This is a genomic window from Paraburkholderia sp. RL17-337-BIB-A, assembly GCF_046025895.1.
GTDB classification, from domain to species: domain Bacteria; phylum Pseudomonadota; class Gammaproteobacteria; order Burkholderiales; family Burkholderiaceae; genus Paraburkholderia; species Paraburkholderia fungorum_C.
In genome coordinates this window covers 1,347,012-1,363,547 of the sequence record NZ_JARESY010000001.1, presented here as the reverse complement: position 1 = coordinate 1,363,547, position 16,536 = coordinate 1,347,012, and the positions used below count along the sequence as shown (strand labels likewise).

Sequence of the window (16,536 nt, the reverse complement as noted above, 5' to 3'; positions counted from 1 at the left end):
TCACGCATTCGACAAGGCGGGCATCCATGCGACTCATCAACCGGCATCCCAGCCGAAGCGGCGGCCTGATGCTGCTGTTGCTGCCGTTCATCGTGCTGATGGCGGTGTATTTCACCGGCTCGTCGATGCGGCTCAAGCTCAATCCTGACGACAAGCTGCTGCCGGGCGCAACGCAGATGAGCGAGGCCATCAAGGAGGTCGCCTTCACCGAGGACAAACGCACGGGCGAGTACCTGCTGTGGGCCGACACGGTGTCGAGCTTGCGGCGGCTCGGTATCGGCCTGCTCGTGAGCGCCGTGATCGCGCTGGCGGCAGCCATCGCGACCGGTTCGCTGCCGTTGGTAAGCGCGACGTTTTCACCGTTCATCACGGTGATCTCGATGATCCCGCCGCTCGCGGTTCTGCCCATTCTGTTCATCGTGTTCGGGCTCGACGAATTGTCGAAGGTGGTGCTGATCGTGGTTGGCATTACCCCGATGATCATCCGCGACCTGCATTCGCGCGCCAGAGAAATCCCGGCCGAGTTGTGGGTCAAGGCGCAGACGCTCGGCGCGAACAGTTGGACGTTGATTCTGCGTCTCGTGCTGCCGCAGTTGCTTCCGCGTCTGCTGGTGGCGATGCGTCTGTCGCTCGGTGCGGCATGGCTTTTTCTGATCGCAGCGGAAGCGATTGCTTCGACGGATGGCCTCGGCTACCGCATCTTCCTGGTGCGCCGCTACCTCGCGATGGACGTGATCCTGCCTTACGTGGCGTGGATCACCCTGCTCGCGTGGCTCATCGACGAGCTGCTGCGCCGCGTGACGCAATGGTCGTTTCCCTGGTACGGCGGAGGCGCCCGATGATCGAAGTTCGTAACGTCTGGAAGGAATACGGCGATCAGGTCGTGCTCGAACGATTGAACCTGCGTATCGAAGCGGGCGAGTTCTGTTCGCTGGTCGGCGCATCGGGCTGCGGCAAGTCGACCTTCCTGCGGCTGTTGCTCGGCCAGGAGCGCGCCACGCGCGGCGAGATTCTGCTGGACGGGCAACCGTTGCCCGATGAGCCCGACGCGCATCGCGGCGTGGTGTTTCAACGCTATTCGGTGTTCGACCATCTCACGGTGATTCGCAACGTGATGCTGGGACTCGAATTGCCGCGCGCGAAGTTCACGGGCCGATTGTTCGGCGCACAACGACGTGCGGCGCGTGACGAGGCCGCGGCGATGCTGGAACACGTCGGTCTCGGCGCGGCGCTGGACAAATATCCGCAGCAACTGTCGGGCGGCATGCAACAGCGGCTCGCGATCGCTCAGGCGCTGATGATGAAGCCGCGCGTATTGTTGCTCGACGAACCATTCGGCGCGCTCGATCCCGGCATCCGCAAGGACATGCACGACCTGCTGCTGAGCCTGTGGCGCGAATCGAAGCTCACCATCTTCATGGTCACGCATGATCTGAAGGAAGGCTTCACGCTGGGCAGCCGCGTGCTGGTATTCGACAAGGTCCGCGTCGACCCTCAGGCGCCCGGCGCCTACGGTGCGCGTATCACCTACAACATTCCGCTCGACCACAGCCGCGACTCCGCGTCGTCGATCCATATGGCCCAGGCCGTGGTGCAAGGCGCAGCGCGTGTCGAAGCGGTCTCTGCCTGACAGGAATCTCAACAACATGGATTTGCTACTCGAAGAAACCATCCCCGGCGGCGGCCATGCATCGCTGATCGTCAAACGCGGCCAGTCGTTGCGCATTACCGACCTGCGCGGCGGCGCGAACGTCAGCGTGATGTTGATCAATGCCGCCGAGAAGAGCGAACGGCTCAACCTGCCCGATACGCTGAAGTGCCAGCACACGGCGAAACTCACGGCCGGTCATTGCCTGTACTCCGATATGGGCCGCGTGCTTGCCGCGATCGTGGCGGACACCTGCGGCTGGCACGACAGCATCGGCGGCGTATCGAACGCGGAAGAAGTGCAGGAACACTACGGTGCGGGCCGCTACCAGGAACTGCGCAACGGGTTCTATCGCAATGGCACCGACAATCTGCTCGTCGAAATGGGCAAGTGGGGGCTCGGCATTCAGGACCTGCTGATGACGCTCAACCTCTTTAGCCGGGTCGACGTCACGGATGCGGGCGCCTTGAATTTCGTGCCGGGCAATTCGAAGGCCGGCGACTACGTCGATCTGTATGCGCCCATGAACACGCTCGTCGTACTCACCGCGATCCAGCATCCGCTCGATCCGCATCCGGACTATGCGCCCAGGCCGGTCAAGCTTGCGTTGAGCCACGCAGAGCGCGACGTCGCCGAGCTTTGCCGAACCGCGTGCGAGGAAAACGTGCGCGGTTTCATCAACACCGATCGTCTGTTTCTTTGAGCGGAGCCCGACACCATGACAACAACGCTGACCGTCAGCGACAAACGCCCTGAAAACGCGGTCTTTCGCGAGACACTTGCGGCCGGTGAACCGTGGCTTCACGACCTGAAAGCTGGGCAGACGCTACGCATTCTCGATCTGGAAGGCAATCAGGCCGTCGATACGCTGTTCTACAGTCTCGCCGATCCGCGTGAGCGTTTCGACCCGCAACGTACGCTGCGCCGGCAGAAAAGCCTGTACCTGACAACCGGCACCGTGCTGTATTCGAACCTCGGCAATCCGATGCTGACGATCGTCGCCGATACCTGCGGTCGTCACGATACGCTCGGCGGGGCTTGCGCACAGGAGAGCAACACGGTGCGTTACGCGCTGGAAAAGCGCTACATGCATAGCTGTCGGGATAATTACCTGCGCGCCTGTGCACACGACGGACGTTTGTCGAAGCAGGATATCGGCGCGAACATCAACTTCTTCATGAATGTCCCGGTGACCTCCGTTGGTAGCCTGACTTTCGAGGACGGCATCTCGGCGCCAGGCAAGTATGTGGAATTGCGCGCGGAAATGGATGTGATCGTGCTGATCTCCAACTGCCCGCAGTTGAACAATCCGTGCAATGCCTATAACCCGACACCCGCGGAGCTGCTGATATGGAACTGAAGCGTATCCGCAACTGGCTGTACTTCGTCATGCTGGTTCGCTCCGGACGATGCTGTACCTGCACGCGCGAGCAATTGACCCACGCGAATCGCTAACGCCGGTCTCTGCCGCGGACGACCGCGGCATGCAATTCCCACGTGGCGGGACGGCCCGCCCATGAATCAAGACCTCCTTTCATGTTCGAGAAAATCCTGATCGCCAATCGCGGCGCGATTGCGTGCCGCATCCTTAGAACGTTGCGCGAACTCGAGGTAACCGGTGTTGCCGTTTATGCGGAAGCGGATCGCGCGAGTCTTCATGTGAGCGAGGCGCCCATTGCGCACTGTCTCGGCGACGGCCCGGCGTCGGCCACTTACCTCGATTCGCAAAAGATTCTCGAGATTGCTCGCCGTGAGAACGTTCAGGCGATCCATCCGGGCTACGGATTCCTGTCGGAGAACGCAAGCTTCGGCGAAGCGTGCGAAGCGGCCGGCATTGCGTTCATCGGACCGACGCCCGCGCAATTGCGGGCTTTTGGTCTGAAGCACACGGCTCGTGCCATCGCGGCCGAACAGGGCGTGCCGATGCTCGAAGGCACGGGCTTGCTCGACGATCTGCCGGTGGCGCTCGATGCAGCGGCGGCGATCGGCTATCCGGTGATGCTGAAAAGCACGGCGGGCGGCGGCGGTATCGGCATGCGGGTGTGCTGGAACAGCGAGGAACTGGGCACGCATTTCGACGTGGTCAAGCGCCTTGGCCAGAACAACTTCAGTGATGCCGGCGTGTTCCTCGAAAAGTACATCGAACGAGCGCGGCATCTCGAAGTGCAGATCTTCGGCGACGGACGGGGCAATGCCATTGCCCTCGGCGTGCGCGATTGCTCGGTGCAGCGGCGCAATCAGAAGGTGCTCGAAGAAACCCCCGCACCCTGTTTGCCGGACGGCATGTCCGCCGCATTGTGCGACGCCGCCGTGAAGCTCGCCAAAGCGGTGAATTACCGCTCGGCCGGCACCGTCGAATTTGTCTACGACAGCGCCGCGCAGCGGTTCTACTTCCTCGAGGTGAATACGCGTTTGCAGGTCGAGCACGGTGTGACCGAGCAGGTCTGGGGCGTCGATCTGGTGCGCTGGATGATCGAACTGGCCGCGGGCACGCTCGCGCCGTTGCAGGAACTCGCGGCGGGCTTGACGCCGCGGGGACACGCGATCCAGGCACGCCTCTACGCCGAAGACCCAGGCCGCGATTTCAAGCCGAGCCCGGGCTTGTTGACCGATGTCGCGTTTCCGCGCGCCGACGGCCGCGCGCTGCGCATCGATACGTGGATCGAAGCCGGCTGCGAAGTGCCGCCCTACTTCGACCCGATGCTGGCGAAGCTGATCACATGGTCGCCGACGCGCGACGCGGCACGCCACGCGCTCAACGACGCGTTGCAGAGTACGCGCCTCTACGGCGTGGAAACCAATCGCGACTATCTGCGGCAGATCCTCGACGATCGGCCGTTTGCGTCGGGCGAACCCTGGACGCGCTGTCTCGAAGGGCTCAGGTATCGGGCAAGCACGATCGAAGTACTCAGCGGCGGCACCCAGACGACCGTGCAGGATTATCCGGGCCGTCTCGGCTACTGGGCAGTCGGCATTCCGCCTTCCGGTCCGATGGATGACCGCGCGCTGCGGCTCGGTAACCGGCTGCTCGGCAATGCAACCGACGCGGCCGCGCTCGAAATCACCATGAGTGGGCCAACCTTGCGTTTCAATACGGATGCGGTCGTCGTAGTGACGGGCGCGCATCTGTCCGTGTTGCTCGACGACATCGAACAGCCGTTGAACACGACGCTCTTTGTCGCCGCCGGTTCGACGCTCGCGCTCGGCGCGATCCGTGGGGCGGGTGCGCGAGCCTATTTGTGTGTGCGCGGCGGCTTCGATGTCGCGATGTATCTCGGCAGCCGCAGCACCTTCACGCTCGGCCAGTTCGGCGGACATGGCGGGCGAGCGCTGCGCGCGGGCGATGTATTGCATCTGCACCCGCTGCAGGACGACAGCACGGGCGCGGTGCTTGCGAATGTCCCTGAGCTGGAAACCGTGCGGACGCTGCGCGTGATTTATGGCCCGCACGGCGCGCCGGAGTACTTCAGCGCGCGCTATATCGAGCAGTTTTTCGACACCGAATGGCAGATTCATTTCAACTCCAGCCGCACCGGCGTGCGTCTGGTCGGACCGAAGCCGGAATGGGCGCGCGAGGACGGCGGCGAGGCCGGGCTGCATCCGTCGAACCTTCACGATAACCCGTATGCGGTCGGCGCCGTCGATTTCACCGGCGACATGCCTGTGATTCTCGGGCCCGATGGTCCGAGTCTTGGCGGCTTTGTTTGTCCAGTCACGATCATCGAGGCGGATCTTTGGCAGATCGGCCAGTTGAAAGCCGGTGACAAGGTGCGCTTCCTGCCGGTTCAGATCGATGAAGCACGTGCGGCAGCACGCCAACGTCTGGGTGAATTGCAGACGCTCGAATTCGACGCACAGCCGGTCTTCACGAAGGCAGCCCCGCTGGTCTCGCCTATCGTCCTCGATACCGGTGCGGATCGCGAACGCCTCGTCGCGCGTGTTTCCGGAGACACGCATCTGCTGCTCGAAATCGGCCCGGCGGAACTCGATCTCGTCTTGCGCTTCCGAGGTCATGCGTTGATGCAGTCGCTCGAGGCGATGGCGCTGCCTGGCGTGATCGATCTGACGCCGGGCATCCGCTCGCTGCAGATCCACTATCAGCCTGAGCGCCTGCCTCTGTCGGAGTTGCTCGCGCTCGTCGAGCGCGCATGGCAGCATGTCGTGTTGCAGAAGGATTTGCGCGCGCCGTCACGGATCGTGCATCTGCCGCTGTCGTGGGACGATCCCGCGTGCCGGCTCGCGATCGACAAATACATGACGACGGTGCGCAGGGACGCGCCCTGGTGCCCGAGCAATCTCGAGTTTATCCGCCGCATCAACGACCTCGATTCGATCGACGCCGTCAAACAGATCGTCTTCGATGCCAGCTATCTCGTGATGGGACTGGGGGACGTGTATCTCGGCGCGCCGGTCGCGACCCCGCTCGATCCGCGCCACCGGCTGGTGACGACCAAATACAACCCGGCGCGCACATGGACGGCCGAGAATTCGGTCGGCATCGGCGGCGCGTATCTGTGCGTGTATGGGATGGAGGGGCCTGGCGGTTATCAGTTCGTTGGCCGCACGTTGCAGATGTGGAATCGTTACCGCGAAGTCGCGGATTTCGCGGGGCGGCCGTACCTGTTGCGCTTCTTCGACCAGATCCGCTTTTACGAAGTCGCGGCCGACGAATTGCAGCGCATCCGCGCGGACTTTCCGCTCGGCCGATATCCACTGCAGATCGAAGAGACCGAACTGTCGCTGGCCGACTATCAAACGTTTCTCACGCGCGAATCCGTCGGCATCGAGCAATTCCGCGTGCGTCAGCAAGCCGCGTTTCAGGCCGAACGCGAGCGTTGGCGCGAAGCGGGCGCGGCCGAAGAGAGTTTCGACGCGCCGGTCACCGAGGACGTGGAGCTCGCGCCGCTGAAAGATGGTGACGTAGCCGTGGAAAGCGAGATCGCGGGCAGCCTCTGGCAAGTGCGCGTGAGTACCGGCGACACGGTAGAGACCGGCGACGTGCTGCTCGTCATCGAGTCGATGAAGATGGAAATCTCCGTGTGCGCGCCGTCGGCGGGGACCGTCGGCGAAATTTACGTGGTGCCCGGCTCGCCGGTACGCGCGGGGCAACGCGTCGCTGTTATCGAGCGCCTTTGACTTTCCTGGGAAAACATTCATGTCTTCATTCGATCTGCGCCTGTCCACGCTGCGTGCCGCTTACCGTGCCGGGACGCTCACGCCGCGCCAGCTGATCGGCGAACTGCTGGCGAAAGCCGCTGCGCTGAATCCCGAGTTTCATCTGTTCATCCACCTGCTGAGCGAAGCGGAAGTCGCGCCCTATCTGGAATGGCTTGACACTCAGGATATCGAATCATTACCGCTCTATGGCATTCCGTTCGCGATCAAGGACAACATCGACCTGGCCGGTATTCCGACAACGGCCGCCTGCCCCGCGTTTGCCTATACGCCGGCCGAGTCGGCGACGCTCGTCGCGCAGTTGATCGCGCTGGGCGCCGTGCCGCTCGGCAAGACCAATCTCGACCAGTTCGCTACCGGCCTTAACGGCACGCGTTCACCGTACGGCAAGTGCCGCAACAGCGTGCATCCCGACTATCCGTCAGGCGGGTCGAGTGCGGGGTCGTCGCTGGCCGTCGCGCTGGGCGTCGCGAGCTTCGCGCTCGGCACCGATACCGCGGGTTCCGGCCGCGTGCCGGCAGGGCTGAACAACCTCATCGGACTCAAGGCGACCAAGGGTCTGCTATCCACCGCCGGCGTCGTGCCGGCCTGCCGCACGCTCGATTGCGTGACGTATTTCACGGCGAGCGCGCGCGAAGCCAGCGAACTGCTGGCGCTCACTGCGCAGGCCGATCCTCGCGATGCATACAGTCGCAAGAACCCGCAATGGAACAACGCGCGTGCGTTCGGCAAGCTCGCCAGATTCCGCTTTGGCGTGCCGTTGCAACTCGAATTCGCGGGCTGTGCTGAAAGCCCTGGGTTGTTTGCGAAGGCCCGCGCAATGCTCGAAGCCGCGGGCGGTGAAGCCGTCGAGATCGACTTCGCGCCGTTCGTCGAAGCGGCGAACCTGCTCTATGAAGGCCCGTGGGTCGCGGAGCGCTACAACGTAGTGGGTGAGTTGATCGAAGCGAATAAGGAGGCCGTGTTGCCGGTCATTCGCGACGTGCTGGCGAAGGCGCCGGGCGCCACCGCCGTCGAGCTCTTTCGCGCGCAATACCGTCTGCAAGCGTTGAAGGCGATCTGCGACGCCGCGCTCGAATCACTGGACTTCGTTCTCACACCAACTTATCCGCGTCCCGTCACGCTGGCAGAGTTGGAGCGCGATCCTATCGGACCCAATTCGCTGCTCGGCTACTACACCAACTTCATGAATCTGCTGGACTACGCGGCTGTGGCAACACCGACCGCGTTCATGAAGAACGGCCTGCCGTGGGGCGTGACCGTGTTTGGCCGCGCGTTCACGGATCAGTATCTGTTGAGCGTGGCGGATACGCTGCAGCGAATTAGCGGTGTTCAATGCGTCGGCGGTAGCACGCCTGATGTGAGCGACCGGCCGGCAGCAGCCAACGACCACGTGCGCGTCGCGGTGTGCGGCGCTCACATGCAGGGTTTGCCGCTCAATCGCGATCTGGTTTGCCGTGGTGCACGCCTGGTAGAGGCCACGCAAACAGCGCCACACTATCGGTTGTCCGCACTGGCGGCCACACCGGATGGCACGAGGCGGCCCGGCATGTGGCGAGTCCCGGACGGCGGCACGGCGATCGCGATTGAGGTCTGGGAGATGCCCAGTCTGGAATTGGGCTCGTTCATCACGACCATTCCCTCTCCGCTTGCGCTAGGGAAAGTTGAACTGATGGACGGCACGTGGGTTACCGGCTTTGTGTGCGAACCTTGTGGCCTGGAGTCCGGGGTCGACATCACGGGATTTGGCGGCTGGCGAGCATGGCTCGCTTCCGCTCTGCGGTAGCCCGCCCCGCTCGGCCAGGAAGCCTGTCCTGCTCCGAAATTCGGAGTATCAGCTTACCTAAGCCAGGATTTCAATAAGCGCATGAGTGTTTGACGCTTGCTTTACATCGACAGCATGGTCACTACACTTGGTTGTTGCGGCGACGATCGGTCTTGCCGGGCTCCTGGTTTCTACTGAGCAATGATGAGACGGTATGCACTGTTGTCAGTTGTCGTGCGCATTGCTGATATTGCAGCCTTATCTCGCGGAATTGGAGGACACGATCATGCAAACTGTTTTAAGACGATATTCCGGAAAGGGCGCGAAAGAACTGTTTGATTTGCTCGAGAAGCGTAAAGGAGAGGTCGAAGAATGGATGGGTGGTGTCAAAGGTCTGGTCACGTACACGCTCGTGCACAGCGGCGATGGCGGATTCTCCGTGACCGTTTGTCAAGACAAGACAGGTATCGATGAGGGCGTGCAAAGAGCGAAGGAGTGGATCGCGAAGAATGCGGGGAGCATTGGTGCGGCCGCGCCGGAAGTGACGGAGGGTAAGGTCATTACTCACTTGAACAAATCCTAGTTCTGAGACTTACGACGCACGCGCCAGATAGCGGCATGGGCGTGCGTCGCCAGGCCAATCATCCATTTGTCCAGTTACACCCGCACCGTCCACCAAATCAATCGACCTGTATCGAAAGCCGCAACCATCCTCTCACCGCCTCTTTTGAACCGGGGTGGCTACGCCAACCGATATGCGCGTCAGGCCGCACTCCCCACACCGTGCCGTCTGGGGCACGAAATGCGATAGCAAATTCGTTTGCCGCATCCGTTAGCACAGTGAACTGTTCATTGGGAGGCACTTCACATCCCGGTGCCGCAATCAGCACCGCAGTGTAGTGTCGCGCGAGATATCGATCCTTTAACTGTTCGATACCGTACGTACTGGGCATCAAAGACATCGGTAGAAATACCATGGCGCCTATGCCTGGTTTTCAACTAGCCTGATGTCGTCCGACACATTGCCTTCAAATCTCCTTGAAACTTTATCGGCAGGACGAAAGAACACTCGCTCTCGGAACCTGCTCGCCCACCGCATTCTGCGAATATGGCTCTGTAGATCATCAACCGGCACGTTAAGCGGCGACAAACACCAGCAGAGGTTTGCAATGACGAGGTTCGGTCCGGTTATGGTTTGGAGGGCGATGTTTCGTTCAGCGCTTGCGTTGCTGATCGGGATCGCCAGTGGCGCGTCGCGCGCGGATGATTGCGGTTGTTACGCGAGGTGCGGAGGCAACGCTCAATGCGTGCAGAACTGCGCATCTTCCTGTCAGCTGAATGCCAACATTGCCAGGCAACGCGAGGACATTCAGTCGGAAATCAAGAAAGACATGCAAACCATCGTGCCCGCTTACGTGCGAGCACGAGACCTCTTGCACAACACAGCACCCACGGCTCCGAACTTCGAAGAAGTTTTTTATGCGTACCAGGACGCCCGAATCAAGAGAGACAATGCGCTCCTCGGGCAGTACGTCGCCGCGGGGTCCAACTATATGGCAGAGCTTCTAACCGGCGGTCAGTCCTTCAAGATCCTCGACGACGCGTATCAAATGCCGGAATTCGCAAGGCCTTCATTCCACAGTTTCGTCAGGGCCCAAGCCACGCAAATGCTGAATGCCCCAACCGGTCGGGGTTACGCCGGCAATACCTCGAACTATCCAACCATGCTCGACCAGGCGGAACTCAACGTCTGGCCCGCTCAACACGGTGGACCGGTGCCGAAAGTCGTGTTCGGGCATCTCGTCGTCCCGCAGAAGGGTGATCCGAAGCCTCTTGATGAGCTTAATGCAAGCGATCGGTCGGCAGTAAAAGCATGCAATGACCAGGTCAATGCGAGCTTTCCATTGACGGACAGACGAGACCGCGAACTCCGGCAGAAACGTCAGGCGATGATGAAGGAGTGCGTCGGCCGCACATGTCAGAGTTGCGCCTATTGAACATCTTGCGAAGTAGTCTAAGAGCTTGCTTGATAGCCGACGAACCGCTCTGCTCCAAAACACGACACTCGCCCTCTGAAAACACAACGCCCCGGCGTCTCCTTTATCGGAGGCCCGAGGCGTTTTCATTGGCTCAGGTTATTCTGCAATGCGTTTGAAATTGGCGTAGTAATCGTCGGTGTAGTAGCAGTCGCTGGTCTGCTTGCGCGGTCCACCACAGACTATGCGGCGCTGCCCGCGATCCGCCGAGCCAGGCGTGCGAACGGTGTATGCGTGGTAGTAGCCGCGCGGATGCTGCGGCAGCAATACCGCGCTGTTGCGGAACAGGACACCGTCCTCGCCAAAAGGGAAAGGGCCGCCCGCTTTGATCAGACGCAGTGTTTCGGCTGCTTCCCCCGGCAACTGCGCCTTAGTGACGGTGGCCGGCGCGCTCCGCTCCTGCGCACCCGATGCGGCGAGTGTGCCGCTCGCGGCCTGCCCAGGCTGAACCAGCGCCTGACCCGCGGATGCGCCCGATTCCTGAGTAGTGTTTCGCGATCCGCCCTTGTCGCATCCTCCGAGGATCGCGCTCAAGGCGAGGATGCAGGAGAAAGCCCACGCTCGTTTCACGAAACGGTTGCCTCCGGGTTGACCAGCATTCGATGACCACGAACGATTTAAGGGTATCGCTAATGGCAGGGTGAATCAATGTTCGGCCGGAAATAGGATTTTTTTACTCGACAATCAGGTCGATCCACGGTTTTCGGCTGTGGCTAAATCAACGTCCTCAGCAAAGAAGCGGCGACGTGCTGCTTCGTCGCTTGGTGTATCCGGCCCGAGCCCCGACAGATCCGGCGCGCGGTCCGGCTCGCTGGCGAAATGCGGCAATACGTGTGCGCGGCGCATGTCGGCCATGTGGCCGGTCTCGTACAGCAACTGGGTGAGCCAGTCTTCGACGCGGTGCAGTGCGCCGTAATAGCGGTCGTGCTGTTGCGCGTACCCGTGTGCGGCGGCCTGCCAGTCGTCGGTGCCGAGCAGGCAGTCGCGTAACACCCGGACATCCCGCAGTGTCAGCGACAACCCGCATCCCCACGACGGGTCGCTGGCGGCGGCTGCATCGCCGATCAACGCCACCCCGTCACGATACGGATGATCAACCCAACAATCGGCGCCCGGATAAGCCGCGAGCGGGCCAGCGACGCTGGCGCCAGCGTACCAATCGCAGGGCACCCCGGTTGCGACGCACGCATCGACGAATTCGGCGATATGCCTGCTACCGCTAACGCGGTGCCGCTGTGCGACCCCGGACACGAAATAGGACCGGAACCGTTGCTGGCCGAGCGGAAAAATTAGAGCGCCCTGCCCGCACGACGGATTCTGGAAGTAGTGGACCGCATCTTCCGGCGCACCGAGCCCTTCGTGCAGTACGCCCGCAACGATCAGCCGTGGCGGGTCCTGGTTCACGATGAAGCCGGCCGCACCGCGCACCATCGAGCGGCGACCGTCAGCGCCGACCACCAGGCGGGCCGACACACGCTCCTCGCCTTGGACTGTGCGCAACCGCACGACCGGCGCATCCCCAGGCTCGACGCCGACGACGGCCGTATCCCGGCGCACGATCGCGCCGGCTGCTTCGGCTGCGTCGAGCAGTGTGCGTTGCATCGCAGGATGATGGAAGTTAAAGCAGCCGCAGTGCGCCGGTGTTGTTTCGACCAGGTCGCGGCAGTCGCGCGGCACGGGTCCAAAGTAACGCTTCCACCAGCGCACCTCATGGGCACCGCTATCGCGCAGCAGGCCCTCGATGCCAAGCGTACGTGCCTCCGCGACGCCCCACGGATGCATTCCCTCTCCCCGTACGCGGTCCTTGAATGCTGCCTCGCGCTCTACGATCAGCGTGCGGATTCCCTGCATCGCCAACGAGCGACCCAGCGCCGCGCCACCCAGACCGCCACCCACGATGACGACGTCCCAGTTGCCGTGTGCCATTTCTGACGATCCTCCGGGAAATTCGGGTCATGCTGTCACGTGTTCGAATATCCGATAGACGACTCTCGGATAAGACTTTGCAAGTGTGTGCGCTGCAGTGACGTGACGCCCAAATTCTATTGCGGATGGCCGCGCGGCATCTGGCGAGACCGGTGAAGCGATCCAGGCAGGAACCAGAATATCCGCTCCGCTACCTATGTATCTACGTACATCTGTGAGAGAGCAAAGAAAGCCGCTGGCGGAGCACAAATGTCTGTGGCCCGGCACGCATGGAGCATGCCGGCAAGGTCTGGGCAGGCAGTGCTCACTGTGACTACGCAATCTCGTCATCGGCATTGAGGCTGCGATGGGCGCGTAAGTCAGGCCGCAGCTGGCACCGGTCGGATGTTTTGATTCAGACGGAAGAAATTGGTTGGATCATATTTGTTCTTTACTTCCACGAGACGCAAATAATTTCCGCCGTAGGCGGAATGTAGCCGATCCTCGCCCTCCTCGCCGAGGTTGTTCGCGTAGACGCCGCCGGTCGAGTAGGGTTTGATCGCGTACCACACCTCGTTCGCCCATCGGGCAGCCGCCTCGTCGTCCGCCGCATTGTCCCAGATTGCAACTGGAAAGCAGTCGTAGCGTGCATCCCGGTTCACATACGGCGTGTCCGTTTTCTGTACTCGGGCGATCGCGCCGCCAACCTGCTGCAACACGAGCATTGATGAAATGGTAGGCGCGCTCGCGTAGACCCTCAGCATCGTGTTGATCGCCGTGTCCGTGAGCTCACGAAGAAATTGTGCCTTCCAGTAGTAACGGCGGCCTGGCGGAAAAATGCTGTCGCCACCGGATTGAATTTGCAGATACGGGATCGCGGCAAACCGGCTCTCGACCGGCGTTCCATATTCCCTGAGTGGCCTGATGACCCGGGTGCCCGCTTCCACGGACCCGGTGTAGCACGCCGAGATACTGAAGAACCGCTCACCAGATGGCGCAGTGACGAGTGCGGCGTCGAGACTGAGTTCGTCCGGCGCTGTGCTGGAAAATGCGTAATAGAACCGCATTGCATCACGCGCCTGATCGTAGCGATGCAGCACCGACCCCGCCAGCAGTTGCGGCCCGACCGGATGAAGCTGATATTCGAACGCCGTGACAATGCCGAAGTTGCCGCCTCCGCCGCGCAGGCCCCAGAACAGATCCGGATTTTCGAAGCGCGTTGCCCTCAGCAAGCGGCCGTCAGCGGTGACGACGTCGGCGCCAGCCAGGTTGTCGCAGGTCAGCCCGCATTTGCGGCCGAGCTTGCCAAACCCACCTCCGAGCGTCAATCCGGCAATGCCGGTATCGCTGTTGACACCCATCGTGGTCGCCAGACCATAGGCTTGCGTCGCAGCGTCGAACTCGCCGAGGCGAAGGCCGGCTTCGGCGCGTGCAACCCGGCGCAACGGATCGACCTCGATCCGCTTCATACGCGACAGGTTGATCACGACGCCGCCGTCGCAAACTGACATACCCGCGACATTGTGGCCTCCGCTGCGGACCGCCACGAGGTGGTTGCCTGACCGGGCGAAGCGAACCGTCTCGACAACGTCGTTGGCATCGGCGCAATAGACGATCATCGCCGGCCGCCTGTCGACCATGCCGTTCCATACCTTGCGGGCGTCGTCGTAGCGAGGCGTGCCCCGAATCACGGCTTCGCCGCGTAATTTCTGGCGAAGTCGTGTGATATCCCATTCCGGCGGATCGAGGCTGATACCGGAACGCTGGTTAGTCTGACGCACGTCCATCGAAACGCCTCCTCGTGTCCGGTTCTACCTGCCGAGGATCCTCTCATAGGCTATTGCCTGTGGCAAAATCAAAGATCTCAGTTACCGGATGACATTAATTCATCCAGGCACGTCATGAGAAAGCTGCTTCCGTTGCGGTCCCTTCAGGCATTCGAAGCTGCGGCGCGACACCGGAGCTTTAAGGCTGCGGCGGCGGAACTCGGCGTGACGCCAACGGCGATCAGCCATCAAATCCGGCTGTTGGAAGACGTGTGCGGTCAGAGACTATTCCAGCGGCATCCACGACCTCTTGCGCTGACGACTGCGGGCGAGCGACTGTTCCCGCAGCTGCGAAACGGCTTTGACACGCTGACACATGCAGTGGCGTCGCTCGCTGCGCCGTGTGATCCAGCGCCTCTTCGCGTAACGAGTCCCAATGCTTTCGCAAGCCGATGGCTGGTTCCGCGTCTGCCGAAATGGCGCGAGATGCATCCGGATATTCCATTGGAGATCATCGGGACCGACGCTGTCCTCGATCTGCGCGCGGGCGATGCCGACTTCGCGATCCGCTACGCCCGCGTAATGCCTGCCGGCTTTGCAGCGCAGGAGGTTTATCGTGATGCGTTCTTTCCGATCTGTAGTCCGGCGCTGCTTGCAACGCAGGACGGTCCGATCACGTGTGTTGCCGACTTGCTGCGGTTTCCCTTAATCCATTTCGACTGGATGAATCACGATCCGGAGGCACCCACCTGGCGAAAATGGCTTGCGACCGCAGGCACGATCGATCCTGGTCTGATGGAGACCGATAAGAAGTGCGATTTGAGCTTCCGTGAAGAATTGCACGCGATCGATGCCGTTGTCGCGGGACAAGGAATCGCCATCTGCAGTGATGTCGTGGTTAGCCGCGAACTGAGGTCTGGAGCGCTGGTCAAGGCGCATTCCCTGTCTCTGCAAGGCTATGGCTTTTACCTCGTATCAATGGTCCACCACCCCCGGCAGGCGGCGATCGATGCCTTCTCAGCCTGGATGAGATTGGCGAACTAAGGCATCTGCTACACCGGCTTCTGCGCTCCGGATTGGACCTGCTCGCCTGGCATCGTTGATTGAATCGAGTCGGTTCAAAGGCTCTGGAAGTGGCCGCTGAGCAGCGACTGCCGTCTCTAACCGCCAGGATCGCTATAACCAGCATTCCGGCTGCGCGAGTGACATATTCGTTCGCTCGTTCGTTCGCAGGCGCGGCGACACGCTTTTTTAATTCGGCAGCGCCTCATTCCGCAAGGCTCGATCGCAACAGACGGATGACCTGCGTGCGTGTTGACATCATTATTGTTGGGACGTTGACGGCCTTAATGCGGACTGCGCTGACGAAATCCCGAAGTTCCGGCCATACTGACGCTCACGTCACTGCCTGGAGGCAAATTCATGGGATTCGATTTCAACGGTAAACGCGTCGTCGTCGCGGGGGGCTCGCGCGGCATCGGCCGCAGCATCGCGCTCGGCTTCGCGCAGGCAGGCGCCGCCGTGTCCGTCTGTGCACGCAACCTGGAAGGATTGAAAGCGGTCGAGGCCGAACTGGCCGTCTATGACCATCCGGTCCATACCGCACCTTGCGATCTTGCTGACGGCGAAGCGATTACCGCGTACATTGCGGCCGCCGGCAAGGCGCTCGGCGGTATCGACATTTTGATCAACAACGCGTCCGGTTTCGGAGGCGGGGATACCGAACTCGGATGGGAGGCCGGCATTCAAGTCGACCTCATGGCAACCGTGCGCGCGGGTCATGCGGCACTGCCATTCCTGCGTCAGTCGGCCAACGCGGCCATCGTTAATGTGACGTCCATCTCAGCGCTGCGTCCGTCGACGCGTACCCAGTCTTACGCGGCGATCAAGGCGGCGGTCGTGCACTATACGGCCTCCCATGCCTTGTCACTCGCACCGGATCGAATCCGTGTCAACGCGGTTGCGCCCGGCTCAATCGAATTTCCCGGTGGAGCCTGGGAGCAGCGCAAGACATCCGATCCCGCGCTGTATGAGCGGATACTGTCTTCGGTTCCGTTCGGCCGGCTCGGAACGCCGGCAGAGGTCGCGAGTGCGGTGCTGTTTCTCGCCAGCTCGCACGCGGGCTGGATCACCGGCCAGACATTGGTGGTCGATGGCGGCCAAGTGTTGACGTAAATGCAAATACGCACACGGGGACGGGCAACGGTTCGCTGCGGAACGTAGCATCCCTGCTGCGAGCAG

13 protein-coding genes are annotated in these 16,536 nt (G+C 61.6%); 10 read left to right on the top strand and 3 right to left on the bottom strand.

All coding sequences use genetic code 11. The features are described from left to right. The first annotated feature begins 26 nt into the window (after positions 1 to 26). The 8 genes from P0D84_RS06360 (at position 27) to P0D84_RS06325 (ending at position 10,585) form a co-directional block, all read left to right on the top strand. Positions 27 to 842, top strand: a complete 816-nt coding sequence (locus P0D84_RS06360) for an ABC transporter permease (RefSeq protein WP_408333694.1) — start codon at positions 27 to 29, stop codon at positions 840 to 842. Beyond that, positions 839 to 1,630, top strand: coding sequence for an ABC transporter ATP-binding protein (locus tag P0D84_RS06355; RefSeq protein WP_408333691.1), 792 nt, complete (start codon positions 839 to 841; stop codon positions 1,628 to 1,630). The genes P0D84_RS06360 and P0D84_RS06355 overlap by 4 nt, the downstream gene beginning before the upstream one ends. A gap of 16 nt (positions 1,631 to 1,646) precedes the next feature. After that, positions 1,647 to 2,351, top strand: a complete 705-nt coding sequence (locus P0D84_RS06350) for an urea amidolyase associated protein UAAP1 (RefSeq protein WP_408333688.1) — start codon at positions 1,647 to 1,649, stop codon at positions 2,349 to 2,351. Between the two features lie 15 nt (positions 2,352 to 2,366). Next, complete coding sequence (locus P0D84_RS06345; RefSeq protein WP_408333685.1) at positions 2,367 to 3,008, top strand: urea amidolyase associated protein UAAP2; 642 nt, start codon at positions 2,367 to 2,369, stop codon at positions 3,006 to 3,008. Positions 3,009 to 3,184: 176 nt separating this feature from the next. Further along, entirely contained in the window at positions 3,185 to 6,784 is a 3,600-nt protein-coding gene (uca, locus tag P0D84_RS06340; RefSeq protein WP_408333682.1) for an urea carboxylase, read from the top strand. Between the two features lie 19 nt (positions 6,785 to 6,803). After that, entirely contained in the window at positions 6,804 to 8,609 is a 1,806-nt protein-coding gene (gene atzF, locus P0D84_RS06335; RefSeq protein ID WP_408333679.1) for an allophanate hydrolase, read from the top strand. Between the two features lie 265 nt (positions 8,610 to 8,874). Next, positions 8,875 to 9,171, top strand: a complete 297-nt coding sequence (locus P0D84_RS06330) for a hypothetical protein (protein WP_408333676.1) — start codon at positions 8,875 to 8,877, stop codon at positions 9,169 to 9,171. A 622-nt stretch (positions 9,172 to 9,793) separates the two neighbouring features. Then, positions 9,794 to 10,585, top strand: a complete 792-nt coding sequence (locus P0D84_RS06325; RefSeq protein WP_408333673.1) for a hypothetical protein — start codon at positions 9,794 to 9,796, stop codon at positions 10,583 to 10,585. Between the two features lie 138 nt (positions 10,586 to 10,723). Here the strand turns inward: P0D84_RS06325 and P0D84_RS06320 are convergent, their stop codons facing one another. From P0D84_RS06320 to P0D84_RS06310, 3 genes are all read right to left on the bottom strand, one after another. Continuing rightward, the gene (locus P0D84_RS06320; RefSeq protein ID WP_408333670.1) at positions 10,724 to 11,194 is read right to left on the bottom strand and encodes a ribonuclease; all 471 of its coding nucleotides are present in this window, start codon (positions 11,192 to 11,194) and stop codon (positions 10,724 to 10,726) included. A 114-nt stretch (positions 11,195 to 11,308) separates the two neighbouring features. Beyond that, complete coding sequence (locus P0D84_RS06315; protein ID WP_408333667.1) at positions 11,309 to 12,550, bottom strand: FAD-dependent oxidoreductase; 1,242 nt, start codon at positions 12,548 to 12,550, stop codon at positions 11,309 to 11,311. A 359-nt stretch (positions 12,551 to 12,909) separates the two neighbouring features. Beyond that, on the bottom strand, positions 12,910 to 14,316 hold the full coding sequence (locus tag P0D84_RS06310) for an FAD-binding oxidoreductase (RefSeq protein ID WP_408333664.1): 1,407 nt from the start codon (positions 14,314 to 14,316) through the stop codon (positions 12,910 to 12,912). Between the two features lie 114 nt (positions 14,317 to 14,430). Between P0D84_RS06310 and P0D84_RS06305 the strand changes: the two genes are divergently transcribed. Then, positions 14,431 to 15,339, top strand: coding sequence for a LysR substrate-binding domain-containing protein (locus P0D84_RS06305; protein WP_408333661.1), 909 nt, complete (start codon positions 14,431 to 14,433; stop codon positions 15,337 to 15,339). A gap of 378 nt (positions 15,340 to 15,717) precedes the next feature. After that, a complete protein-coding gene (locus P0D84_RS06300) occupies positions 15,718 to 16,470 on the top strand; it encodes an SDR family NAD(P)-dependent oxidoreductase (RefSeq protein WP_408333658.1) in 753 nt (250 codons plus the stop codon). Positions 16,471 to 16,536: the final 66 nt, after the last annotated feature.

What these genes read in the sequence shown, in the direction of transcription:
- P0D84_RS06360 (WP_408333694.1), top strand. Translation starts at nt 27, where the DNA reads ATGCGACTCATCAACCGGCATCCCAGCCGAAGCGGCGGCCTGATGCTG.
- P0D84_RS06355 (WP_408333691.1), top strand. Translation starts at nt 839, where the DNA reads ATGATCGAAGTTCGTAACGTCTGGAAGGAATACGGCGATCAGGTCGTG.
- P0D84_RS06350 (WP_408333688.1), top strand. Translation starts at nt 1,647, where the DNA reads ATGGATTTGCTACTCGAAGAAACCATCCCCGGCGGCGGCCATGCATCG.
- P0D84_RS06345 (WP_408333685.1), top strand. Translation starts at nt 2,367, where the DNA reads ATGACAACAACGCTGACCGTCAGCGACAAACGCCCTGAAAACGCGGTC.
- uca (WP_408333682.1), top strand. Translation starts at nt 3,185, where the DNA reads ATGTTCGAGAAAATCCTGATCGCCAATCGCGGCGCGATTGCGTGCCGC.
- atzF (WP_408333679.1), top strand. Translation starts at nt 6,804, where the DNA reads ATGTCTTCATTCGATCTGCGCCTGTCCACGCTGCGTGCCGCTTACCGT.
- P0D84_RS06330 (WP_408333676.1), top strand. Translation starts at nt 8,875, where the DNA reads ATGCAAACTGTTTTAAGACGATATTCCGGAAAGGGCGCGAAAGAACTG.
- P0D84_RS06325 (WP_408333673.1), top strand. Translation starts at nt 9,794, where the DNA reads ATGTTTCGTTCAGCGCTTGCGTTGCTGATCGGGATCGCCAGTGGCGCG.
- P0D84_RS06315 (WP_408333667.1), bottom strand. Translation starts at nt 12,550, where the DNA reads ATGGCACACGGCAACTGGGACGTCGTCATCGTGGGTGGCGGTCTGGGT.
- P0D84_RS06310 (WP_408333664.1), bottom strand. Translation starts at nt 14,316, where the DNA reads ATGGACGTGCGTCAGACTAACCAGCGTTCCGGTATCAGCCTCGATCCG.
- P0D84_RS06305 (WP_408333661.1), top strand. Translation starts at nt 14,431, where the DNA reads ATGAGAAAGCTGCTTCCGTTGCGGTCCCTTCAGGCATTCGAAGCTGCG.
- P0D84_RS06300 (WP_408333658.1), top strand. Translation starts at nt 15,718, where the DNA reads ATGGGATTCGATTTCAACGGTAAACGCGTCGTCGTCGCGGGGGGCTCG.